21 protein-coding genes are annotated in these 23,766 nt (G+C 69.5%); 7 read left to right on the forward strand and 14 right to left on the reverse strand.

From position 1 onward, the window contains the following. Nucleotides 1–5: 5 nt before the first annotated feature. Together Q0568_RS07995 and Q0568_RS08000 are read right to left on the reverse strand one after the other, a co-directional pair. Nucleotides 6–905, reverse strand: coding sequence for a YegS/Rv2252/BmrU family lipid kinase (locus Q0568_RS07995; RefSeq protein ID WP_298865002.1), 900 nt, complete (start codon nucleotides 903–905; stop codon nucleotides 6–8). After that, a complete protein-coding gene (locus tag Q0568_RS08000; protein ID WP_298865004.1) occupies nucleotides 898–2,523 on the reverse strand; it encodes an FAD-binding oxidoreductase in 1,626 nt (541 codons plus the stop codon). The genes Q0568_RS07995 and Q0568_RS08000 overlap by 8 nt, the downstream gene beginning before the upstream one ends. 20 nt (nucleotides 2,524–2,543) lie before the next feature. Between Q0568_RS08000 and Q0568_RS08005 the strand changes: the two genes are divergently transcribed. Genes Q0568_RS08005 through Q0568_RS08015 form a run of 3 tightly spaced genes read left to right on the forward strand, consistent with a single transcriptional unit; the run spans nucleotide 2,544 to nucleotide 5,287 of the window. After that, nucleotides 2,544–3,128 (forward strand): TetR/AcrR family transcriptional regulator, encoded by a 585-nt coding sequence (locus Q0568_RS08005; RefSeq protein ID WP_298865008.1) that lies wholly within the window; start codon nucleotides 2,544–2,546, stop codon nucleotides 3,126–3,128. Further along, nucleotides 3,125–4,573, forward strand: a complete 1,449-nt coding sequence (locus Q0568_RS08010; RefSeq protein WP_298865013.1) for a glycerol-3-phosphate dehydrogenase/oxidase — start codon at nucleotides 3,125–3,127, stop codon at nucleotides 4,571–4,573. The genes Q0568_RS08005 and Q0568_RS08010 overlap by 4 nt, the downstream gene beginning before the upstream one ends. Before the next feature lie 42 nt (nucleotides 4,574–4,615). Then, nucleotides 4,616–5,287, forward strand: a complete 672-nt coding sequence (locus tag Q0568_RS08015) for a TetR/AcrR family transcriptional regulator (RefSeq protein ID WP_298865016.1) — start codon at nucleotides 4,616–4,618, stop codon at nucleotides 5,285–5,287. Between the two features lie 52 nt (nucleotides 5,288–5,339). On the opposite strand, the gene dxs is transcribed toward Q0568_RS08015, so the two are convergent. The 6 genes from dxs to dut form a co-directional block, all read right to left on the reverse strand. Further along, entirely contained in the window at nucleotides 5,340–7,283 is a 1,944-nt protein-coding gene (gene dxs / locus Q0568_RS08020; RefSeq protein ID WP_298865019.1) for a 1-deoxy-D-xylulose-5-phosphate synthase, read from the reverse strand. 114 nt (nucleotides 7,284–7,397) lie between these two features. Next, on the reverse strand, nucleotides 7,398–7,703 hold the full coding sequence (locus Q0568_RS08025) for a hypothetical protein (protein ID WP_298865022.1): 306 nt from the start codon (nucleotides 7,701–7,703) through the stop codon (nucleotides 7,398–7,400). Between the two features lie 128 nt (nucleotides 7,704–7,831). Further along, the gene (locus Q0568_RS08030) at nucleotides 7,832–10,711 is read right to left on the reverse strand and encodes an aconitate hydratase (RefSeq protein WP_298865025.1); all 2,880 of its coding nucleotides are present in this window, start codon (nucleotides 10,709–10,711) and stop codon (nucleotides 7,832–7,834) included. Between the two features lie 129 nt (nucleotides 10,712–10,840). Next, a complete protein-coding gene (locus Q0568_RS08035; protein ID WP_298865274.1) occupies nucleotides 10,841–11,503 on the reverse strand; it encodes a DUF3159 domain-containing protein in 663 nt (220 codons plus the stop codon). Nucleotides 11,504–11,619: 116 nt separating this feature from the next. Beyond that, nucleotides 11,620–12,213 carry a DUF3710 domain-containing protein gene (locus Q0568_RS08040; protein WP_298865029.1) on the reverse strand — a complete coding sequence of 198 codons (594 nt, stop codon included), beginning with the start codon at nucleotides 12,211–12,213 and terminating at the stop codon, nucleotides 11,620–11,622. Further along, nucleotides 12,210–12,659, reverse strand: a complete 450-nt coding sequence (gene dut / locus Q0568_RS08045) for a dUTP diphosphatase (protein WP_298865032.1) — start codon at nucleotides 12,657–12,659, stop codon at nucleotides 12,210–12,212. The genes Q0568_RS08040 and dut overlap by 4 nt, the downstream gene beginning before the upstream one ends. Before the next feature lie 12 nt (nucleotides 12,660–12,671). On the opposite strand from dut, the gene Q0568_RS08050 reads away from it, so the two are divergent. Continuing rightward, nucleotides 12,672–13,157, forward strand: coding sequence for a DUF3093 family protein (locus tag Q0568_RS08050; RefSeq protein WP_298865276.1), 486 nt, complete (start codon nucleotides 12,672–12,674; stop codon nucleotides 13,155–13,157). Between the two features lie 63 nt (nucleotides 13,158–13,220). On the opposite strand, the gene Q0568_RS08055 is transcribed toward Q0568_RS08050, so the two are convergent. After that, nucleotides 13,221–13,514, reverse strand: a complete 294-nt coding sequence (locus Q0568_RS08055) for a DUF4193 domain-containing protein (RefSeq protein WP_298865034.1) — start codon at nucleotides 13,512–13,514, stop codon at nucleotides 13,221–13,223. 205 nt (nucleotides 13,515–13,719) lie between these two features. Between Q0568_RS08055 and sepH the strand changes: the two genes are divergently transcribed. Then, a complete protein-coding gene (gene sepH / locus Q0568_RS08060; RefSeq protein WP_298865037.1) occupies nucleotides 13,720–14,757 on the forward strand; it encodes a septation protein SepH in 1,038 nt (345 codons plus the stop codon). Nucleotides 14,758–14,775: 18 nt separating this feature from the next. Here sepH and Q0568_RS08065 read toward each other — a convergent pair whose 3' ends face one another. After that, complete coding sequence (locus Q0568_RS08065) at nucleotides 14,776–15,903, reverse strand: alkaline phosphatase family protein (protein ID WP_298865040.1); 1,128 nt, start codon at nucleotides 15,901–15,903, stop codon at nucleotides 14,776–14,778. A gap of 83 nt (nucleotides 15,904–15,986) precedes the next feature. On the opposite strand from Q0568_RS08065, the gene Q0568_RS08070 reads away from it, so the two are divergent. After that, the gene (locus Q0568_RS08070; protein WP_298865043.1) at nucleotides 15,987–18,425 is read left to right on the forward strand and encodes a DNA topoisomerase IV subunit A; all 2,439 of its coding nucleotides are present in this window, start codon (nucleotides 15,987–15,989) and stop codon (nucleotides 18,423–18,425) included. Between the two features lie 61 nt (nucleotides 18,426–18,486). On the opposite strand, the gene Q0568_RS08075 is transcribed toward Q0568_RS08070, so the two are convergent. Beyond that, a complete protein-coding gene (locus tag Q0568_RS08075) occupies nucleotides 18,487–20,586 on the reverse strand; it encodes a DNA topoisomerase IV subunit B (RefSeq protein ID WP_298865046.1) in 2,100 nt (699 codons plus the stop codon). A 183-nt stretch (nucleotides 20,587–20,769) separates the two neighbouring features. On the opposite strand from Q0568_RS08075, the gene Q0568_RS08080 reads away from it, so the two are divergent. Further along, the gene (locus tag Q0568_RS08080; RefSeq protein WP_298865048.1) at nucleotides 20,770–20,982 is read left to right on the forward strand and encodes a hypothetical protein; all 213 of its coding nucleotides are present in this window, start codon (nucleotides 20,770–20,772) and stop codon (nucleotides 20,980–20,982) included. Nucleotides 20,983–21,005: 23 nt separating this feature from the next. Here the strand turns inward: Q0568_RS08080 and Q0568_RS08085 are convergent, their stop codons facing one another. The 3 genes from Q0568_RS08085 to Q0568_RS08095 are packed head-to-tail and all read right to left on the reverse strand — an operon-like array spanning nucleotide 21,006 to nucleotide 23,748. After that, complete coding sequence (locus Q0568_RS08085) at nucleotides 21,006–22,061, reverse strand: alanine racemase (RefSeq protein WP_298865051.1); 1,056 nt, start codon at nucleotides 22,059–22,061, stop codon at nucleotides 21,006–21,008. Beyond that, nucleotides 22,049–22,720: an alanine racemase C-terminal domain-containing protein gene (locus tag Q0568_RS08090; protein ID WP_298865054.1), complete on the reverse strand. Its 672-nt coding sequence runs from the start codon at nucleotides 22,718–22,720 to the stop codon at nucleotides 22,049–22,051. Before Q0568_RS08090 ends, Q0568_RS08085 begins: the two co-directional genes overlap by 13 nt. Further along, a complete protein-coding gene (locus Q0568_RS08095) occupies nucleotides 22,717–23,748 on the reverse strand; it encodes a sugar-transfer associated ATP-grasp domain-containing protein (RefSeq protein ID WP_298865057.1) in 1,032 nt (343 codons plus the stop codon). The genes Q0568_RS08090 and Q0568_RS08095 overlap by 4 nt, the downstream gene beginning before the upstream one ends. Between the last annotated feature and the right edge of the window lie 18 nt (nucleotides 23,749–23,766).

Consider the following 23,766-nt stretch of genomic DNA (forward strand, 5'->3'; position numbering starts at 1 on the left):
GCTTCTCATCCCTCCGGGATCATCATGGTGACGGCACCCGGACGGATGCCGATCGTGCACTCCCCTGCGCCGACGCGCTCGCCGTCGGCGTAGACGACGAGATCCGGTGCGCTGACGCACAGTCTCGTGGCGCGACGGTGGGCGACTTCACGGCGGCCGAGGTGCGTTCCCCGGAGCAGCAGCGGGAAGACCCGCAGCAGCTTGAGTCGGCCCAGCGGCGCGACGTGCACGACATCCAGGACGCCATCGTCGGGCCGCGCGCCCTTGCAGATGGGCATTCCGCCACCGTAACTGGAGGTGTTGCCGACGGCCAGCAGCGTTCCCGGCATCCGCTCTGCCCTGCCGCCGTCGACGGCGATCCGGAAGTCGGTGGGCTTCAGGCGCAGCAGCTCGATCACGATGGCGAGGTAGTAGCGCAGCGGCCCGCTGGGGTGGCGCAAGGCGTTGGTGCGCTCGCTGACCTTGGCGTCGAAGCCCAGCGCGGCGATGGTGAGGAACACCCCATCGCGTCCCTGCGACGAGATGGTACCGAGGTCGATGCGCCTCGCGTGCCCGCTCACCGCTGCGGATGCCGCCCTGCCTGGGTCGTCTGCGGGGATGCCGAGTTCCCGTGCCAGGTCGTTGCCTGTTCCGGCGGGGACCAGCGTCACGGGGATGCCCGCATCGGCCAGCACGTCCACGATGCCGGTGAGGGTTCCGTCCCCGCCCACCACCACGACGCCGTCGGGTCCGTCACTGACGGCCCGGTGCGCGAGGGCCCGGGTCTGCGCGGTCGTCTCACCGGCGAGCACCGTGAGCTGCGCACCGGTCTCGCGCAGCGCGCGCTCCGCCAGATGGCCGGCGGCGGCCGCCCGACCCTTGCCTGCGGACGGGTTGACCAGCAGTGCCAGGCGGAGCTCAGCCATGGTCCGGCTCGACAGGGATCAGCACGCCCGGGTTCATGACGCCCTGCGGGTCGAGTTCGCGCTTGACCGCCCGCAGAATGCGGATGCCGGTCTCGCCGATCTCCTCCGCCAGCCACGGCGCATGGTCACGGCCGATCGCATGATGATGGGTGATGGTGCCTCCGGCGGCCATGATGGCATCGCCCACGCGGTGCTTGACGCAATCCCAGACGTCGAACTGGTCGCCCTTGATCCCCGCCAGCACGGTGAAGTACAGCGACGCGCCCGTGGGATACACGTGCGAGACGTGGCACATCACGAAGCTGCGTGCACCGGCAACCGCGAAGCCGTCCTTCAGGGCGGCAGCCACTGCCGCACGCAGCGTGTGCAGGTTCGACCAGGTGGTGGCAGTCTCCAGCGTCTCGCAGAACACTCCGGCATCCAGCAGCGCGTCGCGCAGGTACGGCCCGTCGAATCGCGTTCGCGCCCAGTCCTCGGCCGCGCTCTGCCCGCCACTGGTGCCGCCTGCCTCGGACATCAGGGCCGCGGTGCGCGCGCGGCGGTGCTCGGCATCCTCCCCTTCGAACACGGTGACGGCGCTGGCGCCCTTGGCGAGCACCTTGCCGATGCGGCCGATCTGGGCCAGGCTGACGCCGGTCTCGGCCTCGTCGGAGAGGCGGATGACGGTGGGACCGGTACCGTGCTGCACCACGCTGCGCAGTGCCTCGGCACCGCTCGCGAAGTCGGGGAAGGTCCAGGACTCGACGATGCGCTCGGCCGGCGTGGGGTGCACGCGTACGCGCACCTCGGTGATGACGCCGAACGCGCCCTCCGAGCCCAGCAGCAGCCTCACCAGATCCGGGCCGGCAGCCGAGCCCGGTGCGCGGCCCAGGTCCAGGTCTCCGGTCGGCGTGGCCATCCGGATGCCGGTGACCATCGTGTCGAACCGCCCGTAGCCGGCGGAGTTCTGCCCGGAGGAGCGCGTGGCGGCGAATCCGCCGATGGTCGCGTAGCGGAAGCTCTGCGGGTAGTGGCCGAGTTCGAAGCCCCGCTCGGCCAGCAGCCGCTCGGCCTCCGGCGCGCGGGTGCCGGCCAGCAGCACGGCCTCGCCGCTGATCCCGTCGAAGCGCACCAGGCCGCTCATCCGTGCGAGGTCGAGTGCGATCACGGCACGGTGCGCGCCGGCATCCGGCTCCACTCCGCCGACCACGCTGGTGCCGCCGCCGAAGGGGACGGCGGCGAGGTTCCGCTCGGCGGCGATCCGCAGGACAGCCGCCACCTGATCGTGCGACGCGGGCCGCACCACCGCATCCGGTGCTGCCTGCCGCCGACCGCGTCGACGCAGCAGGTCGGGTGTGGACTTGCCTCCGGCGCGGCGCAGGCGGGTCACGGGGTCGGTGTGCAGATGCTCGGGTGCGACGACGCCGCTCAGCGCGTCGACGTCCTCGCCGGTGAGTCGGGAGTCCGCCACCTCGACCTCGTCGATCGCGGGCGCGGGCGCGGGCCTGCGCACCCGTCCCAGCATCAGCGGCAGCAGGGCGCGGACGGCGCGCGGCAACTCGGTGGCGCGGGCGGGATCACCCCACCCGTCCCACCGCATCTCGGGCGGTTCGACAGCACTGTCGTGTGGCAGCTCCATGCGTTACAGTGTGACACATTATGGAAACTCGTCAAGCACTCGCGGCGACGTGGGACGCCACGCAGCTGCGCATCCTGGATGCCGCCGAGCAGCTGATCGCCCGGCGAGGCGTGCAAGGGCTCGCCGTCGCCGAGCTGGCGCGCGAGGCAGGAGTCTCACGGCCCACCGTGTACCGCACGTGGGCGGGGGCTGACGAGGTGGTGCGCGCCGTGCTGCTGCACCGGGTGCTGGTGCTGCTGCAGGACGTTCCGGTCTCCGATTCTCGGGAGCGGATCGTCGACGGCGTGATGCACTTCTCCGCCGCGTTCCGAGCCGATCCGCTGTACGCGGCGCTACTGGATCGCGAACCCGAGGTCTTCACGCGCTACACACTGCAGCGCTTCGGCACCAGCCAGCAGGCCATCCTGCAGCGCATGGCGGAGTCGGTCGCCGCCGCGCAGCACTCCGGCTCGGTGCGTGCGGGCGAGCCGCAGCACATCGCGGTCATGCTGCTGCTGATCGCGCAGTCCGCGATCCTGTCCCATGGCACGGTGAGCGATCTGATCGACGAGGCGTCGTGGGAGCACGAGCTCCGAGCCGCCCTCGACGGGCTGCTTCGGCCATGACCATGCACTCCCCCGATCTGGATCCCGCGCGGCGGCGCCGGGACCTGACGCGCTCCGCCGAGGACGAGGTCGATGTGCTCGTGGTCGGAGGCGGCATCACCGGCGCGGGAGTCGCCCTGGACGCCGCCTCGCGCGGCCTGAGCGTCACGCTCATCGAGGCGCACGACCTGGCCTTCGGCACCAGCCGCTTCAGCTCCAAGCTCGTGCACGGCGGGCTGCGGTATCTCGCCACCGGCGACTTCGCCACGGCCCGGGAGAGCGCGCAGGAACGCCACCTGCTGATGACGACCATCGCGCCGCACCTGATCCGCTCGCTGCCGCAGCTGCTGCCGTTCGTGCCGGGCGTCACGCTCACGCAGAGATTCGCCGGAGCCGCCGGCATGATGATCGGCGACGTGCTGCGACTGCAGGCCCGCACGCCGCATGCCACGCTGCCCGGGCCTCGTCTCGTCTCGGCCCGCACCGCGCACCGGATGGCGCCCCTGCTGGATCGCACCGGGCTGCATGGCGGAATGGTCACCCACGACGGCCAGCTCGTCGACGACGCCCGCCTGGTCGTGACCGTCGCGCGCACGGCGGCCGGCCTGGGCGCCCGCGTCCTCACGCGGGTGCGGGCGCTCGCTCTGGGCGGTGACGGAGCGGATGCCGAGGACGTGCTCACCGGCGAGCGACTGCGCATCCGCGCCCGCAGCGTCATCAACGCCACCGGGGTCTGGGCGGGCACGCTCGACGAGCAGATCAGACTCCGGCCGAGCCGGGGAACGCACATCGTGCTGGACGGGGCGGATCTCGGGCATCCGAACGCCGCCCTCACGATCCCCTTGCCCGGATCCATCAGCCGCTACGTGTTCGCCCTGCCGCAGTGGGACGGCCGCGTCTACGTCGGTCTGACCGACGAGGACGCCCCGGGGCCGATCCCCGATGTGGCTCGGCCGACCGAGGACGAGATCACGTTCCTGCTGGACACCCTGAACCGCGTCATGTCGACACCGATCCGCCTGGATCAGGTGCGCGGTGCGTACGCCGGCCTGCGACCGCTGGTCGACAGCGGTGACGACAGCACATCCGACATCTCCCGTCGGCATCTGGTGGCGGCATCCGGTGCGGGATTCGTGAATGTGCTGGGCGGCAAGCTCACGACGTATCGGCGCATGGCGCAGGATGCTGTGGATCTGGCTGTGCGGCTGCGCGGGCTCACCGCGGCCCCGAGCCGCACGGCGTCGCTGCGGCTCGTGGATGCTGCGGTCCCCGCCTCTGCGCCGCTCCTCGAGGGATTGCCGCTCACGCGAGCAGGCATCGAGTTCGCCGTGCGCGCCGAGGGTGCGCTGACAGCGGACGATGTGCTGGACCGGCGCACCCGCGTGGGCCTCGTCGACGCCGACCGTGCACGGGCGTTGCCGGTGGTGACCGAACTGATGACCGCTGCGCTGAGTGAGTTCGACTGACCTCCCCTGCCCTCCCTCGCGTTCGCGCGCTATTCTTTGAACATGTTCGGTTCTGAGCTCACGCCGAAGGCCGAGCGCACGCGCACCAGGATCCGCGACGCCGCCATCACCTCATTCATCGAGCGCGGCTACCCCGACACGACGATCCGTCTCATCGCCGCCGAAGCCGGCGTGTCGGTGGGCAACGCCTACTACTATTTCCCCTCCAAGACCCACCTCGTGCAGGCGCTGTACGAACAGGTGCAACAGGAGCATGTGCGGGTGGCCGTTCCGCTGCTCGATCGCGAGAACGGCCTCGTGGATCGCCTGCGCATCGTGTTCGAGACGGGTCTCTCCGTGCTCGAGCCGTACCAGCGCGTCGCTCCGGGGTTCCTGTCGGCCATGATCGCGCCGGACTCCCCCATCAACCCGCTCTCGCGGGAGTCCTCGCCGGCACGCGCGATGACCGTGGGTCTGTTCCGGCGCGCCGTGGACGGTGCGGATCACAAGCTGCCGACGGAGATCGCCGAGGGGCTTCCGGATGCCGTCTTCGTCGCCTACCTCGGACTGGTCCTGCGCTGGACCTACGACGACGGCGAGGGCCACTCGCGCACGCGAAGGCTGCTCGACACCGCGCTGAAGCTCCTCAGCGTCGCGCTGCCGTTCGTGCGGGTGCCGGGGGTGCGGGGCGTCGCTCGCGACCTGCTGGAACAGATCGCCGAAGTGCGGGCATGACTCGCACTGACCGCGACGCCGCATCCGACGACCATGCGCCTGACGACTGAACTCAGCGGCCCTCGTGAATCGGCAGCTCCACCGCGCCGGTGCTCTCGGTCTGGCGGGCCATCGGCACGCGCCTGCCGAGCACCTGCGCGACGACGTCCTGGGCGATCTTGGAGGCCGTGAGACCGGCATCCTTCAGGACCTGATCTCGCGTGGCGTGCGAGATGTACTCGTCGGGCACTCCCAGCTCGTCGACGGCCGTGTCGATACCGGCCTCGCGCAGCACCTGACGCACCCGGGTGCCGACACCGCCGACGCGGATGCCGTCCTCCAGAGTGATCACCAGGCGGTGCCGCGCGGCCAGCTCCAGAATGGAGGGCTGCACGGGAATGGCCCAACGCGGATCCACGACCGTGGCGCCGATGCCCTGTGCACGCAGGCGCTGTGCGACATCCATGGCCAGCGACGCGAACGGCCCGATCCCGACCAGCAGCACATCCTCGGTCTCGTCCCGCACCAGCACGTCGACGCCGTCCGGCATCCGCTCGATGGCGGGGATGTCCTCGGCGACCGCACCCTTGGGGTAGCGGAGCACGGTCGGCGCGTCGTCGACGGCGATGGCCTCGTCCAGCAGCTCGCGCAGGCGCGTGGCGTCGCGGGGGGTGGCGATGCGGATGCCCGGAACGATCTGCAGCATCGCCATGTCCCAGATGCCGTGATGGCTGGGGCCATCGGGCCCCGTGACGCCGGACCGGTCCAGCACGAACGTCACACCGGCCTTGTGCAGGCCGACATCCATCAGCACCTGATCGAAGGCGCGGTTCATGAACGTCGCGTAGATGGCCACGACCGGGTGCAGGCCGCCGAACGCGAGTCCTGCGGCAGAGGCCACGGCGTGCTGCTCGGCGATGCCCACGTCGTACACGCGATCCGGATGCCGCTCGGCGAACGGTGCGAGCCCGGTGGGCCGAAGCATGGCGGCGGTGACGCCGATGACGCGCTCATTGCGCTCGCCGATCTCCACCAGCGCGTCCGAGAACACCGACGTCCACGACGGACCCTTGGACGTGGCGAGGGAGTCGCCGGTCTTGGGGTCTATGCGTCCGACGGCATGGAACTGGTCGGCCACATCGTCCCGGGCAGGCTGATAACCTCGGCCCTTCTCTGTGATGGCATGCACGATGACCGGGGCTCCGTAGCCCTTGGCCAGTTCCAGCGTCTCCATCAGCGCGTTGATGTCATGCCCGTCGACAGGACCGAGGTACTTGATGTCGAGATTGGAATACAGCGCGACGTTGTTCGTGAAGCGCGACAGGAAGCCGTGCGTGCCGCCGCGCACGCCGCGGAACAGCGCGCGCCCGAAGGGACCGAAGGCACGGAACAGGCGGTCGGACTTCGCGTGCATCTGGCGGTACGCCGCCGCGGTGCGCATGCGGTTGAGGTAGCGGGACATCCCGCCGATCGTCGGCGCGTAGGAGCGGCCGTTGTCGTTGACGACGATCACCAGGTTGCGCCGGTTGTCGTCGGAGATGTTGTTGAGCGCCTCCCACGTCATGCCGCCTGTGAGTGCGCCGTCGCCGACCACGGCGACCACATGCCGGTCACCGCGGCCGGTGGCCGTCAGCGCCCGCGAGACGCCGTCCGCCCAGCTCAGTGAGCTGGAGGCGTGCGAGGACTCCACGACATCGTGTGGACTCTCCGACCGCTGCGGGTAGCCTGCCAGGCCACCGCGCGAGCGCAGCTGCGAGAAGTCCTGCCGGCCGGTGAGCAGCTTGTGCACGTACGACTGATGCCCCGTGTCGAAGATGATCGGGTCGTCCGGTGACGAGAACACCCGATGCAGGGCGATGGTGAGTTCGACGACTCCCAGGTTGGGACCCAGGTGACCGCCGGTGCGGGCGACGTTCTCGACCAGGAAGGTGCGGATCTCGGCGGCCAACTCGGTCAGCTGCTCCGACGACAGGCCATCGAGGTCACGGGGTCCGGTGATGCTCGGCAGGATCGGCATGGATGCTCCTCCGCGACTTGACGAACACGCGGCCGAAGCGGCCGCGCGGATCTGCTCAGTCTATCTCGGGGTGGTGATTGTTCGGTGAACGCGGCGACTTCGTGCCGCATCGAGTCAGAGCTGCGACGGCACGCTGAGGTCGCCGTAGTCGCGACGCCAGCCCCGCAGCGATCCGTCGTCCATCACCTGGTGCACCGTCCCGTCACGTCCGGACAGCACGACCGCCAGCTCCAACGGCGACGGCCGCCCGTCCTCGAGGAGCGCGTCGGCGACGGCGTTCAGCACGACGGTGAACCCCAACTCATCCCCCGCGTCGTGCACGCCTGTGATCGGGGCATCCGGTGTGTCTGCGACGACCAGAGCCAGCGCGACGGGAGCCGTGTCGCGCTGGCGATCCATGTGTCCGATACTCCACAGCATGTGCATCTCCTCAGTGCCCCGACCAGGTGACGGAGCATCCCGAGCCTACGAGGGGCCACCGACACCGTATCCGGACACGGAGGCGCCCCGCCCGGCCGAAGCCGTGCGGGGCGCCTCTGCGATCAGTGTCAGACCAGCGACCGCAGCACGTACTGCAGGATGCCGCCGTGACGGTAGTAGTCCGCCTCACCGGGTGTGTCGATGCGGACGACCGCATCGAACGAGACCGGCTCACGGCCCTCGGCGGAGAACTCGCTCGGCGTGGCCGTGACCTTGACGGTCTTCGGCGTGGTGCCGTCGTTGAGCTCGGTCAGGCCCTCGATCGAGACGATCTCGGTGCCGTCCAGGCCCAGCGACTCCCACGACTGACCGTCGGGGAACTGCAGCGGCACGACGCCCATGCCGATGAGGTTCGAGCGGTGGATGCGCTCGAAGCTCTCGGCGATGACGGCCTTGATGCCCAGCAGCGTGGTGCCCTTGGCGGCCCAGTCGCGCGACGAGCCGGAGCCGTACTCCTTGCCGCCGAAGACGACCAGCGGCACGCCCTGCGCCTGGTAGTTCTGGCAGGCGTCGTAGATGAACGCCTGCGGACCACCGGGCTGGGTGAAGTCGCGGGTGTACCCGCCCTCGATCTGCTTCCCGTCGTTGACGGCCTTGACGATGGTGTTCTTCAGTCGGATGTTCGCGAACGTGCCGCGGATCATCACCTCGTGGTTGCCGCGACGCGAGCCGAAGGAGTTGAAGTCCTTGCGCTCGATGCCGTGCTCCTGCAGGTACTGCGCAGCAGGGGTGCCGGGCTTGATGGCGCCGGCGGGCGAGATGTGGTCGGTGGTGACCGAGTCTCCCAGGGCCGCCATCACGCGGGCACCGCTGATGTCGGAGACCGGGGTGAGTTCCATGGTCATGCCGTCGAAGTACGGGGCCTTGCGCACGTACGTCGAGTTCTCGTCCCACTCGAAGATCGGGCCGGTCGGCGTGGGCAGGCTCGTCCAGCGCTCGTCGCCGTCGAAGACGGTGGCGTACTGCTTGATGAACTGCTCGCGGGAGATGGAGGAGTCGATGATCTCCTGCACCTCGGCCGAGGTCGGCCAGATGTCCTTCAGGAACACGTCGTTGCCCTCGGTGTCCTGGCCGAGCGGGTCGGTGTCGAAGTCGAAGTGCATCGAGCCGGCGAGGGCGTAGGCGATGACCAGCGGCGGCGAGGCCAGGTAGTTCATCTTCACGTCCGGGCTGATGCGCCCCTCGAAGTTGCGGTTTCCGGAGAGCACCGCGGTGACGGCCAGGTCGTGCTCGTTGACGGCGGCCGAGACCTCGTCGATCAGCGGGCCGGAGTTTCCGATGCACACCGTGCAGCCGTACCCGACGGTGTAGAACCCGAGGCCTTCGAGATCCTCGTTCAGACCCGACTTCTCGTAGTAGTCGGTGACGACCTTGGACCCAGGGGCCAGTGTGGTCTTCACCCACGGCTTCTGCTTCAGGCCCTTCTTCAGCGCCTTGCGCGCCACCAGGCCGGCAGCCACCATGACCGACGGGTTGGAGGTGTTGGTGCAGGACGTGATGGCCGCGAGGGTGACCGCGCCGTTGTCGAGGATGTACTCCTCGCCCGCGGGGTTGGTCACCGGCACCGGCTTAGAGGCGTTGGCGGGTGCGCCGCTGCTGATGTGCACCGGACGGGTGACGGGGTTCTCCTCACCGGGGACCTGACCGGGGTCGGATGCCGGGAACGAGTGCTTCGACTCGAGGTCGGCGAGCTCGTCGGTGGTGAACGGCGTGGCGTAGTTGAGGATGTCCTTCTCGAACTGCGACTTGGCCTCGGACAGCAGGATGCGGTCCTGCGGACGCTTCGGGCCGGCGATCGAGGGAACGACCGTGCCGAGGTCGAGCTCCATGTACTCGCTGTACACGGGCTCGCTCGTGGCGTCGTGCCACATGCCCTGGATCTTGGCGTACGCCTCGACGAGAGCGACGGCCTCGTCGGTGCGTCCGGTCAGGCGCAGGTAGTCGAGGGTCACGTCGTCGACCGGGAAGATCGCAGCCGTGGAGCCGAACTCCGGCGACATGTTGCCGATCGTGGCGCGGTTGGCCAGCGGCACGGCGGCGACGCCCGCGCCGTAGAACTCGACGAACTTGCCGACCACGCCGTGCTGGCGCAGCATGTCGGTGATCGTGAGCACCACGTCGGTGGCGGTGACACCAGAGGGGATCTCGCCGGTGAGCTTGAAGCCCACCACGCGCGGGATCAGCATGGAGACGGGCTGGCCCAGCATGGCGGCCTCGGCCTCGATGCCGCCGACGCCCCAGCCCAGCACGCCCAGGCCGTTGACCATGGTGGTGTGCGAGTCGGTGCCGACCAGCGTGTCGGGGTAGGCGCGCAGCACGCCGTCGACGGTGCGGTCGTAGACGACCTTGGCCAGGTGCTCGATGTTGACCTGGTGGACGATGCCGGTCCCCGGCGGGACGACCTTGAAGTCGTCGAACGCGGTCTGGCCCCAGCGCAGGAACTGATAGCGCTCGCCGTTGCGCTGGTACTCGATCTCGACGTTGCGCTGCAGGGCGTTCTCCGCGCCGAAGAGCTCGGCGATCACGGAGTGGTCGATGACCATCTCAGCGGGCGAGAGCGGGTTGATCTTGTTCGGGTCGCCGCCGAGGTCTGTGACGGCCTCGCGCATGGTGGCGAGATCGACGATGCAGGGCACGCCGGTGAAGTCCTGCATGAGGACGCGCGCAGGCGTGAACTGGATCTCGGTGTTGGGCTCCGCGGTGGGGTCCCACGAGCCGAGCGCCTCGATCTGCGACTTCGTGACGTTCTTGCCGTCCTCGGTGCGCAGCTGGTTCTCAAGCAGAACCTTCAGGCTGTAGGGGAGCTTCTCATGACCGGCAACCGCGTCGATCCGGAAGATCTCGTAGTCGGTACTGCCGACCGTCAGGGTGCTCTTCGCACCGAAGCTGTTCACCGTGGACACGTATCCGTCTCCTTCTGTTCTGATGGGAGCGACAGGCGACTTCATCTTGCTCGCCAAGACCACGCGGAGGCTAGCAAGGCTCGCCTTACCAGTCTGCGCCGCTCGACGTCCGGGCGAAAGCCCGAGATTTATCTTGATGTCAAGATAAATCTAGCAGAGGAACAGGCCTTCGGCTCACTCGGCGCGCGGGTAGAGCGCGCGCACCACCAGCCAGGTGACGGCCACCATCGGGGCGAACAGCGGCAGCCCCATGATGAGCTTCAGCGTGCCCAGCAGAGTGACCTGATCGGTGAGATACAGCGGCAGCTGCACGGCCAGGCGCGCGAAGAACAGCACGCCCCAGGCGATGCCCAGCCAGAAGAAGGCACGGCGCTTGCGCCGGTCCGCCCGCCAGGCGGTGCCCTCCCCCATCAGGAATCCGACGGCCAGCCCGATCAGGGACCAGCCGACCAGCGCTGCGATGATCATGGCCGAGCCGTAGAGCGCGTTGGTGATGAGCCCCGGGACGAAGTTGTCGGCGCCACGGCCGGTCCACAGCGCGAGCCCGGCTGCGGCGCCGGCGGCGACCAGGCCGCCGATGGCGGCCGATGGCGGCGACTTCTGCACCAGACGCACCACGGTGAACACCGCGGCCAGCCCCACCGACACGCCCAGGGAGAGCAGCAGCGGCTCCGGCCGCACGGTGAACAGCACCACGAACGCCAGGCTGGGCAGGACGGATTCGAGGATGCCTCGCCAGCCGCCCATCGCGCTCCAGACCACGGTCTGAGTGCGCTCGCCGCCGTCAGAGCTCAGCCCCGCGCGCCTCGCGGCGCCGCTGAGCGCGGCTCCGATCAGCTCCGCGGCGGTCGGCTCTGCGGCATCCGCTCCGGTTCCGGCATCCGCTCCAGTTCCGGCATCCGCCTGCGCCGGCGAATCCGCGTCGGCAGACGACTGCTCGTCGTCGGGTCGGCTCACGCCGCGCCCGGAGTGGAGGGCATCTTCAGCGGGATGAGGTCGCGCGGGGGCATCGGAGAGCCGCCGCGCACCACGACGATGGAGCGGAACAGATCCTCGACCTGCTCGGCTGCGGCGGGGTCGGATGCCGCCTCGCCGCCGATCACGCCACGGAGGAACCACCGGGGGCCATCGACGCCGATGAAGCGCGCCAGACGCATGCCGGATCCCTCGGCGGCTGTCATCGGCACCTCGGCGAGCAGTTCGCGGCCCAATGCGCCCTCGCGCTCCTCGACGCGGCCGCCCTGAGTGCGGATCTGGTCGCGCAGCTGCACCCGGGTCTCCTCCCACAGCCCGCGTGTGCGCGGTGCGGCGAACGGCTGCACCTGCAGCGACGAGTTCGCGTAGTCCAGCCCGACCGCCACGATGCGCTTGGTCTGCTCCTCGACCTCCAGGCGAAGGTTCAGGCCCTCGCGAGGCAGCACCTTGATGCCGCCGAGGTCGATGTACGGGCGAACCGGGTTCGCCTCGGTGTCGTCGAACGGCCCCGCGGTGGCCCGGTCCTCCGGCGCCGACTTCAGCGTGGGCGTGGGTTCGATCTCTTCAGTCATTCGCTCTTTCCCTGGGTGTAGCCGGTGGACCCGAAGCCGCCTTCGCCGCGGATGCTGTCCGGCAGCGCCTCGACGGGTTCGAAGCGCGCCTGGATCACGGGCATCACGATCAGCTGCGCGATGCGATCACCGACCGCCACATCGTACGCGTCCTTGCTGTCGGTGTTCAGCAGGCTCACCTTGATCTCTCCCCGGTAGCCCGCATCCACGGTGCCGGGCGAGTTGACGATCGTGATGCCGTGCTTGGCCGCCAGGCCGCTGCGGGGCACGACGAAAGCCGCATAGCCGTCCGGCAGCGCGATGCGCACTCCCGTGCCGATGAGAGCCCGCTCCCCCGGTTCCAGCCGCACGGACTCGGTGGATACCAGGTCGGCGCCGGCGTCGCCCGGATTGGCGTAGTGCGGCACCTGTGCGGAGATAATGGGGATGGCAACGGAATGAGTCACCCCATGAGGCTAATGCAGAACACCCCCCTGGAAACCCGCGACGTCCACCGCGAGCGGTTGTCCCCGAGTCTGTGGATGCTGATCACGATCGCCCTGATGGGCCCGATGGCCTCCCTGGTCTTCCTGCCGGTCGCCGCCAGCCTCGCCGGCGTCATCGGAGCGGTGGTCTCGCTCGTACTGGTGACCGCCAGCATCCTGCTGGCCCCCGTCGTGCGCGTGAACGGCACGACCCTGTACGCCGGGCGCGCGCACATCGACGCGCGATGGCTCGGCGAGCCCGAGCACTTCACCGGTCAGGACGCCCGCGACCGGCGCGGTCGTGACATCGCGCACGACGGCTGGCATCTGATTCGCGGCGGCATCGACGGCCTGGTGGTCGTTCCGATCACCGATCCTGCCGACCCGATGAGGTCGTGGACCATCTCCACGCGGATGCCGGATCGACTCGCCGCGGCGATCCGCACAGCGCGCGCCGCCGCAGCGGCATCCGACGACTGACGCCACGCACAGAACGCGCCCCGTGCCGAATCGGCCGGGGCGCGTGGTGCTTCTCGAGATGCGTCAGGCGGCGCACTCCTTGCAGATGGGGCCCTCGGGTGCCTCGTGGTCCAGCTGCGAGCGGTGCTTCACGAGGAAGCAGCTCATACAGGTGAACTCGTCCTGCTGCGCCGGGAGGACGACGACAACGTCCTCCACGTCGGAGAGATCGGCCCCGGGGAGGTCGAACGGCGTGGGGTTGTCGGAATCCTCGACATCGCCTGCGCCGGACTTGTTGTTCGGCACGCGTTCCTTGAGGGCTTCGATCGACTCGGAGTCGTCGTCGCTCTTGCGGGGCGCGTCGTAGTCGGTTGCCATGTGGTGAATCTCCACTTCCGTGGTACGAGTGGGTTTTGGGGGAGCTGATTCGGGTGTTCAGCGGGCGTCAGTTTGCACGACCGGGAGCGATTTCGCAAATGCTTTCAAGCTCTGCCTGGAAAACTCACGGCGCGCCCACGGTATTCCCGCCCCTCCACAGGTGGTCGTGACACCATGAACGCACACCCACCAGAGGGGCATCGGTATGGAAAACGTCACCATCGTCGGAACAGAAGCGGGAGTCCTCGTCCTCGCCACCGAGTCCGGGCAGCGCTTCGCGCTCCCCATCGACGACGTGCTGCACCGCGAGGTCCGTCGAGCGACCCGTGAGGCGGAGCCCGTGGTGGCGCGCCTGGCCGCGAGCCCCCGCGACATCCAGACGCAGATCCGGGCAGGACTGTCCGCCGCGGAGGTCGCCGCCCTGCTGGGCGTCAGCGAAGAGGATGTCGCGCGTTTCGAGGGACCTGTGCTCGCCGAGCGCGAGCACATCGTCGACCAGGCACTGGCCGTCCCCGTGCTCATCGGCAGCGAGGTCGAGCCGGATGCGCAGCCCACCTTCGGCGTGGCGGTGCGCGCCAAGCTCGCCGACCTGCACGCCTCTGACGAGCGCTGGGTCAGCTGGAAGGACGAGTCCGGCTGGACCGTCAAGCTGGAGTTCATCGCGGACGAGGTGGAGCACGACGCGCGCTGGGGCTTCGACCCCCGCCGCAGCACGCTCTCCCCGCTCAACGCCGACGCGACGCAGCTGTCCCGCCAGGGTTCGCTGCCCGAGGGCCTGATCCCGCGCTTGCGCGCCGTCGACACCGAGCGCGTCTCGCCGTACAAGGACGACAGCCGTTTCGACTCCGGCGCGTTCGGGCCCAGGCTGCTGCCCACCCCCGAGGAGCCCGCTCAGGAGGTCCCCGTCGTCTTCGAGCAGCCCGAGCATTCCAGCGCCGCCGTCCAGGAGGCCGCCGCACGTCGCGCGCCGGAGGACAGCCACCCCGGCGCTGAGACCGCCGACCTGCTGGAAGCGCTGCGCCGCCGCCGCGGGCAGCGCGAGACCGCTCCCCTGTTCGATGCCGAGGAGCACGATGAGGCGTCTCCGATCGCGCTCTTCGACGCGCTCGACGAGGACGACGACCCCGAGCCCACGCCCGTACCCGAGCCGGAGCCTGCGGAGTCCGCCTCCGGTCGGCGCAAGCGCCGTAACGCACTGCCCAGCTGGGACGAGATCGTCTTCGGCGCCCGCACCGACGAGTAGGACCGCCCGGGTCCTCGCTCAGGACGCGAAGGCGCCCATCCTGATCAACGGCACGCGCCACTCCTCCGGCGTGAGAGCGCCGTGCTGCCCCACCATGCCGCGGCCGCGCTGATCGGCCGCTTCGGCGTCATACAGGGCCCGATTGGAGTGCGCCACGGCGAGGATGTCGCCGATGCGCTCGCGCGCGGCATCCGTCACCATCGGCCCGAACATCCCGGCGTCGATGGCCTCGGTCCTGCTGATGACGTCAGCGAGGCCCTCCAGATCGCGGCGCCAGCGCGCCAGGATCGCTGCGGTGTCGGCGTCGGGTTCCGTGTAGACGTGCAGCATCCGCGGTTCGCCGCCGATGTGGCGGATGCCGTCATGCCAGCCACCGGCCGCGTCCAGCATCACCTGCCGATGCGCGGGCACGTCGACCATGCCGTGATCGGCGGTGACGAGCACGCCCACGCCGTCGGGGACGCGGCGGCTGAGTGCCGCATCGATGTCCTCCAGCGCGGCCGTCCACGCCGCCGAGTCGACGCCGTGCTTGTGCCCGGCCTTGTCGGCCTCGGGCAGGTAGCAGTACACCAGGGCACCATCGTGGGCATCCGCCAGCTCCCATGCCAGCTCCACGCGATCGGCCGGCGACCGCGCCGCGCGGAACTCCGCACCGCGCAGTGTCGCACGGGTCAGCCCCGAGTTCGCGTATTCGGCGATCCCCACCACGAAGGCGGGATGCCCGGCATCCGATGCCTGCTCGAAGATCGTCGGCGCCGCCTGCCAGGTGTACGGATCGATGCCGGCCGACTCCCACTCCCGCAGCTGATTGACCAGCACGTCGCGCTGCGGATGCCGCACCCGGTAGCCGACCATGCCGTGCTCCCCCGGCGCGACACCGGTCAGCAGCGTCGTCAGCGCGGCGGCCGTGGTGGTCGGGAAGACGGCGCCGGCGACATCCTTCTTCCCCAAGGCCGCGTTCAGCGTGCGGGCGTGCCCGCCATGCGCGCGCAGCGGGATGGCGCCCACGCCGTCCATGACCACCAGCACCGCCGATCGGGCGCGACCGAGGCCGCGGGGGGCACCGCTCAGCGCCGCGAGCAGCTGGGGCGCCACCCCGGCGATGCTCCGGGTCGAATCCGGGCTGGACGGTAGCATGAGAGGCATCCGGGTCAGTCTTTCACAGGCATCCCGCCGCGCCGCATCCGGGCGCGATCGCGAGTCCACCCCGAGCGTCCAGCAGGAAGTCCATGCCAAAGCCCTCGTCATCCGAGCCCGTCCAGGAGCGCATCCAGGACATCGACCTCTCCCAGGAGATGCAGGGCTCGTATCTGGAGTACGCCTACTCGGTCATCTACTCGCGGGCGCTTCCCGATGCCCGCGACGGCCTCAAGCCCGTGCAGCGGCGCATCCTGTACCAGATGGCCGAGATGGGGCTGCGCCCCGACCGCGGTCACGTCAAGAGCGCGCGCGTCGTCGGCGAGGTGATGGGAAAGCTGCACCCGCACGGCGACTCCGCCATCTACGACGCGCTGGTGCGCCTGGCGCAGGACTTCGCGCTGCGCGTGCCGCTGGTCGACGGGCACGGCAACTTCGGGTCTCTGGATGACGGCCCCGCGGCCTCCCGATACACCGAGGCGCGGCTGGCGGCATCCGCTCTGGCGATGACGGAGAACCTCGACGAGGACGTCGTCGACTTCGTCCCCAATTACGACGGCCAGTTCCAGCAGCCGGCGGTGCTCTCCGCGGCGTTCCCCAACCTGCTGGTCAACGGCGCCAGCGGCATCGCCGTCGGCATGGCCACGAACATGGCCCCGCACAACCTCATCGAGGTCATCGCGGCGGCGACCCACCTGCTGGAGAATCCCGACGCCACCACGGCCGAGCTCATGGAGTTCGTGCCCGGGCCGGACTTCCCCTCCGGCGGCATCCTGATGGGCCTGGACGGTGTGAAGGAGGCCTACGAGACCGGGCGCGGCGCGTTCAAGCTGCGTGCCAAGACCTCGATCGAGTCGCTGGGGCCGCGCAAGACCGGCATCGTCGTGACCGAACTGCCGTATCAGGTGGGTCCGGAGCGGGTGATCGAGAAGCTCAAGGATGCCGTCAACGCGAAGAAGCTGCAGGGCATCAGCAACGTGCACGACCTCACCGACCGGAAGAACGGCCTGCGGCTGGTCGTCCACGTCAAGACGGGCTTCGATCCGGCGGCGGTCCTGGAGCAGCTGTTCCGGTACACCCCGCTGGAGGACTCGTTCTCGATCAACAACGTCGCACTCGTCGAGGGCCAGCCGCGCACGCTGGGCCTGAAGGAGCTGCTGCGGGTGTACCTGCAGCACCGCATCGGCGTCGTCGAGCGACGCAGCCGCTTCCGCCTGGCGCGCCGCAACGAGCGGCTGCACCTGGTGCGCGGCCTGCTGCTGGCCATCCTGGACATCGACGAGGTCATCCAGGTGATCCGCTCCTCGGACGACTCCGAGACCGCCCGCACGCGCCTGCAGCAGGTGTTCGACCTCGACGAGGTGCAGGCCGAGTACATCCTCGAGCTGCGCCTGCGCCGGTTGACGAAGTTCTCCCGGATCGAGCTGGAGACCGAGCGCGACAAGCTGCTGGCCGAGATCGCCGAGCTGGAGAAGCTGCTGAGCGACCCCGCGCTGGTGCGCGCGCAGGTCGCACGGGAGCTCGACCATGTCGCCGAGACCTTCGGCACCCCACGCCGCACGCTGCTGCTGAACGCCGCTCCTCCGAAGGCCCGGACGACCAAGACCGCAGCGCAGCTGCAGATCGCCGACGCGCCGACCACCGTGCTGCTGTCGACGACGGGTCGCGCCGTGCGCGTGGATCTCGAGGCGGATGCCGCGATCACCACGCCCGCGCGGCGCAGCAAGCACGACGCCATCCAGGCGACGCTCTCGACGAGCACGCGCAGCGAGATCGGGGCCGTGACCAGCACGGGCCGTGTGCTGCGGTTCACGCCGGTCGACATCCCCGCGGTCCCTGCCACCTCGGTGGGCCTGGGTGCCGGCGTGCGCATCCACGACTATCTCGGACTGACGGACCGGAGCGAGCGGGTGCTGGCACTGATCCGCTTCGACGACGACACTCCCCTGGCGCTGGGCACCAGAGACGGCGTGGTCAAGCGCATCGTCCCGTCCGCGCTGGCCGTGCGCCCCGAACTGGAGATCATCGGACTGAAGCCGAAGGACGTCGTGATCGGCGCCGCGCCGGCATCCGACGACGCAGAACTGGTCTTCGTCACCTCCGATGCGCACCTGCTGCACTTCTCCGCCGGCAGCGTCCGCCCGCAGGGCGCGCCCGCAGGCGGCATGGCCGGCATCAAGCTGGGTTCCGGCTCGGAGGTCATCTCGTTCACCGTCGTCGATGCGGCGGAGGACGCCGAGGTCGTCACCGTGTCGGGCTCTGACGGGATGCTGGCAGGAGCGGATGCCGGTCGTGCCAAGGTCTCGTCGTTCGCCGAGTTCCCCGGCAAGGGTCGCGCCACCGGCGGCGTGCGCGCGCACGCGTTCCTGAAGGGCGAGGATCGGCTGACCCTGGCCTGGGTGGGCATCGAGCCCCGCGCCATCGGCTCCGACGGCGCCACGCGCAAGCTGCCCGAGTCCGGCGCCAAGCGCGACGCCTCCGGCCAGCCCCTCGACGCCGTGATCGGCTCCATCGGCACCGCGATCGGCTGATCCCTCGACGCGTGCTCAGCGGCCCGGGAGAAGGAATCAGCGGCCCGCTCCGGGCCCGCGGTCACGCGTCGATGGAGTCGCGGCTCAGGCGGTCACTGGAGCTCATGATGAACTCGCGACGCGGCGCCACCTCGCTGCCCATCAGCATCTCGAAGGTGCGCACCGCGGCATCCGCCGCCTCGGCATCCTGGATCGTCACGCGACGCAGCAGCCGCCCGCCCTTGTCCATCGTCGTGGTGGCCAGCTGATCGGCATCCATCTCGCCGAGGCCCTTGTACCGCTGGATCGGATCCTGCCAGCGCTTGCCCGCCTTCTGCAGCTTGGCCAGCAGGGCGTGCAGCTCGGCCTCCGAGTACGTGTAGATCGTCTCGTTGGGCTTGGAGCCGGGGTTCACCACGATCACGCGGTGCAGCGGCGGCACCGCCGAGAAGATCCGTCCGGCCTCGACCATGGGACGCATGTAGCGGAAGAACAGCGTCAGCAGCAGCGTGCGGATGTGCGCCCCGTCGACGTCGGCATCGCTCATCAGGATGATCTTGCCGTACCGCGCCTGCGACAGGTCGAACGAACGCCCCGAGCCCGCGCCGATCGTGGTGATGATGGCCGCGCACTCCGCATTGTTCAGCATGTCGCTGACCGACGCCTTCTGCACGTTGAGGATCTTGCCGCGGATGGGCAGCAGCGCCTGGAACTCGCTGTTGCGCGCGTGCCTGGCCGTGCCGAGAGCCGAGTCGCCCTCCACGATGAACAGCTCGGACTGCGACACGTCGCTGGACCGGCAGTCGACCAGCTTGGCCGGCAGCGACGAGGACTCCAGCGCGTTCTTGCGCCGCTGGGTCTCCTTGTGCGCACGCGCTGAGACGCGAGCCTTCATCTCGGAGACGATCTTGTCCAGGAGCATGGATGCCTGGTTCTTGTCGTCGCGCTTGGTGGAGCTGAACCGCTCGGCCAGCGCCGTGCGCAGCACCTTCGCGACGATGGAGCGCACGGCCGGGGTGCCGAGCACCTCCTTGGTCTGGCCCTCGAACTGCGGCTCGGGCACCGTCACGGTCAGCACCGCGGTGAGACCCGCCAGCACGTCGTCCTTCTCGAGCTTGTCGTTGCCGACCTTCAGTCGGCGGGAGTTCTGCTCCACCTGACCGCGCAGCGACTTCAGCAGCTCCTGCTCGAAGCCCTGCTGGTGCGTGCCGCCCTTGGGCGTGGCGATGATGTTCACGAACGAGCGCACGACGGTCTCGTAGCCGGTCCCCCAGCGCAGCGCGATGTCGACCTGGCACTCGCGCTGCACCTCTTCTGGCTTCATGTGCCCGTTGGGCTGCAGCACCGGCACCGTCTCGGTGAAGTGCCCGCTGCCCTGGATGCGCCAGGTGTCGGTGATCGGCGCATCGGATGCCAGGAAGTCGACGAACTCGGAGATGCCGCCCTCGTAGTGGTACGAGGTCTCGACCGGCCCCTCGCTGTCATCCGAGGGCCGCTCATCGCGCACCATGAGTTCCAGGCCAGGCACGAGGAACGCGGTCTGACGGGCACGGGTCACCAGCTCGTTCAGCTGGAACGCGGCATCCTTCGTGAAGATCTGCCGGTCCGCCCAGTACCGCACGCGCGTACCGGTGACGCCCTTGGCCACCTTGCCGATCACGCGCAGCTCGCTGCGCTTCTCGAACGGCGTGAACGGCGAGTCCGGATGCGGCTCGCCGTCGTCGGCGAAGACGCCGGGCTCGCCGCGGCGGAAGGACATGGCGTAGGTCTTGCCGCCGCGGTCGACCTCCACGTCCAGTCGCTCGGAGAGCGCGTTCACGACCGAGGCGCCGACGCCGTGCAGACCGCCGGATGCCGTGTACGAGCCGCCGCCGAACTTCCCGCCCGCGTGCAGCTTGGTGTAGACCACCTCGACGCCGGTCAGGCCGGTGCGCGGCTCGATGTCCACGGGCACGCCGCGGCCGCGGTCGGAGACCTGCACGCTGCCGTCCTCGTACAGCACGATGTCGATCTTGGTACCGGTGCCGGCGATGGCCTCGTCGACGGAGTTGTCGATGATCTCCCAGAGGCAGTGCATGAGGCCCGGCGATCCGTTGGATCCGATGTACATGCCGGGGCGCTTGCGGACGGCTTCGAGCCCCTCGAGCACCTGGAGATGATGGGCGGAATACTCGGCTGTCACAATGTTCGATTCTATTTCGAGCCGGCACTGCGCCAGGCCACGACACTCCCTCGCCGCAGTACCGGGGCCCCGCGCGTACGCGCTGAGCGAAACACGCCGCAAACCGGGCATGCACCACAGCCGCGCGTGGTTGTATTGAGCACGATCTCGAATCGGACAGAACCCTATTGAGGAGGCACTGAGATGAACGCTACGACTGAGCGAGAGACCCTCCCGTACCGCCTCACCGCGATGGACCGCTGCGATTCCTGCGGGGCGCAGGCTTACATCGCCGCCGAGGTGAACGGCACGGAGATGCTCTTCTGCGCACACCACGGCCGCAAGTACGAGGAGAAGCTGCGCGCCGTCGCCACCAGCTGGCATGACGAGACCGCGCGCCTCATCGACGCGAACTGATCGTCAGCCGACCGGACTGACCGTCAGTCGACGAAGGTCCGCCTGATCCGCGGGGAGAGCCTCAACAGGATCTCCTCGCCGATCGATCCGATGTGCTCGCCGAGGGTGGTCGCGTCCGATTCGCCGTGCTCCCCCGGTCCGAAGACATGCACGAGGTCGCCGACGGCGGCATCCGCCCAGGCCTCGAGCGTGACCCTCGAGGCGTCGACCGCCGTGATCCGCCGCGGTCCCGCCGGGGTCCCGACCTCGGCGCCGACCAGCGTCGTGGGCAGACCGTCCAGTGCGCCGATGCCGACCTCCACCCCCGCGCCGTCCACCCGCACGACGGGCGCGACGAGCGAAGCGATCGGTGCGACACCGGGAAGCCGGGGCCCGTCGCCTGAGCGGATGCCGTAGCAGAACGCGCCGATCCTGCTGACCGTCCCCCGCAGCTCGGGCCGCCACCACGACGCGGCGGAAGCGGTGAGGTGCAGTGCCTGCGGCGACCCGCCGGCGGCTCGCACAGCAGCGACAGCCTGATCGAACGCGCTTGCCGCCTCGTCGTCCTCCTCGTCGCTGGCCTCCGCGAGGTGACTCCAGACGCCCTCCAGCACGATCGAACCGCGCCGCTCCGCCTCCAGGGTTGCGTCCACCGCCCGACCCCACTCCTCGGGGCGGAAGCCGTTCCTGTGCAGGCCCGTGTCGATCTTCAGGTGCACGCGCGCGGTGGCATGCAGCGCCTCAGCAGCACGGATCACCTGCTGGAGGTACGGCTCGGTGCCAACCCCGAGATCGATGTCGGCGCTGATCGCGGCGCGCGCCTCGTCCTCACTGGAAGTGGCCCAGGCGAACACCCGGGGGCCCGTGCCGGCACGCGCACGGATGCGCAGCGAAGTGGGGATGTCGTAGCCGCCGAACCAGCGCACGACCGCGTCGGATGCCGTGATCGCGTCGACGACGGCCTCGATGCCATGACCGTACGCATCGTCCTTCATGACGACCATGAGCTCTGAGGGCGCGATCCGCCGCTGGACGGCGAAGATGTTGTCGACGAGCCGTCCTCGCGAGATGACCAGCTCGGGTGCGTTCACTCGGTCCATTCGCGATCCCCCTTGAGCCCGACGATGGTCACGAGCTCACCGGCGGTCAGGCCACTGACACGCACCCAGTTCTCGAGCTGATCGCGGGCGGGACCCGTGCCACCGAAGTAGACCACCTCATCACCCACCACGGGGTCCACCGCGCTCACATCGACCACGCAGACGTCCATCGCGACGCGCCCGACGATCGGGCAGAGCACACCCCCGACCTCGACCAGCGCCCGGTTGCTGAGAGCCCGCACGATGCCCTGAGCGTAGCCGCCGGTGACCAGGGCCACCGTGCTCTCGCGCTCCGCGCGATACGTGTACCCGTACGACACGGCATCGCCGGGCAGCAGCCGCTTGGTCGACATCACCTGGCCGCGCAGGGTCATGGCGGGTGCAGACGGGATCCCGTACAGCGCGGAGGCGTCGACATCGGGAACCCCGTCGCGGCGCGCGCGGATGCCGGCTCCTCGAAGCCGATCGACCTGATCCGGATCCACGAGCACCTCAGGAACGCCGGCGGCGGACACGATCCGGGCGGCCTCGAGCGCTCCGTGTCCGTAGGCGTCACCGCGCAGGTCTGCGAGCATCCCCCCGGCGACTGCGGCGGCGCGGCGGCGCAGCACCGACGCGTCGACGAGCACGCGCGTGCTGCTCGTCAGCGGAAGCGTCATCGGCGACTGGCCTCGATCACGGGAAGGTGACGTGCGCGGCTGCCGGTGCGGATCCCCGTGGCGCTCACGCGCGTCTCGTACAGGCCGGGGGTCCAGTTGCCCTCGATGATCATGGGCCCGTCGGGACCGACGGCGACATCCCAGCCGACGTACGGCACGGTGGGGATCTCGCGCGCCGCGCGGTCCACGATCTCCAGCACCTGGTCCCACAGCGGCACCTGGAAGTCGACGATGGACTCCCCCGACTCCGGGTGCGTCACGTAGCGGCTGATGTGCTTGCCGGTGTGGCCGGGGCCGAAGGACTTCCCGTTCTCGTCGATCATCGAGAAGAAGCCGCCCCAGGTGAACTGGTCGCTGACGGCGCCGCGTCCGAACTTCTGCGCGGTCATCAGCACGTGCACCTTCTCACCGTCGAAGAAGGTCGCCACGCGCGTCGTGTTGACCGTGCCGGCGCAGTACTTGGCCAGGTACGGATGCTGCACGATGGGCTCTTCGATCAGGCGCTCACCGCGCTCGCGGAGCTCGGCCCGCAGCGCGTCGATGTCGGAGTGCTCCGCGGTGTCATAGCGGAAGACGCCCTTGCCCTCGCGTCCGACGGGCTTCTTCGCGATGATGATCGGATGCCGCTCCACGAAGGAGCGGAAGTCCTCCGGGGTGCTGTCCTCGAGGTCCATCCACTCGCGGCCCAGGTAGGCGGCGAAGCGCTTGTTGAATGCGAGCTTGTCCTGGAACTGCAGGGCGTCGACCTTGTCGTTCAGGGCCTCGGCCAGGTGGTGCTGCACGAGCGAGGTCATGAACGTCTTGCGTTCGGCCCTGGTCAGCAGCGCGAAGTCGGCTTCGTAGTAGTCGATGTACGCCGTGTCGTGGAACGCCGCCCAGATGAGCATGTCCACGAAGATCTTCGGTGCCCACTTGCCCTGCTCCTTCGCGATCTGCGTCGCGAACGCCCAGACCCGGGAGGGGCCGGATGCCAGTGCACGCTTCATCAGGTACTTCAGGCGCGCCGTCGCAGCGACATCTCGGGACACAGGCAACCTCTCGTCAGG

Source organism: uncultured Microbacterium sp., assembly GCF_937927635.1.
In the GTDB taxonomy this organism is placed as follows: domain Bacteria; phylum Actinomycetota; class Actinomycetes; order Actinomycetales; family Microbacteriaceae; genus Microbacterium.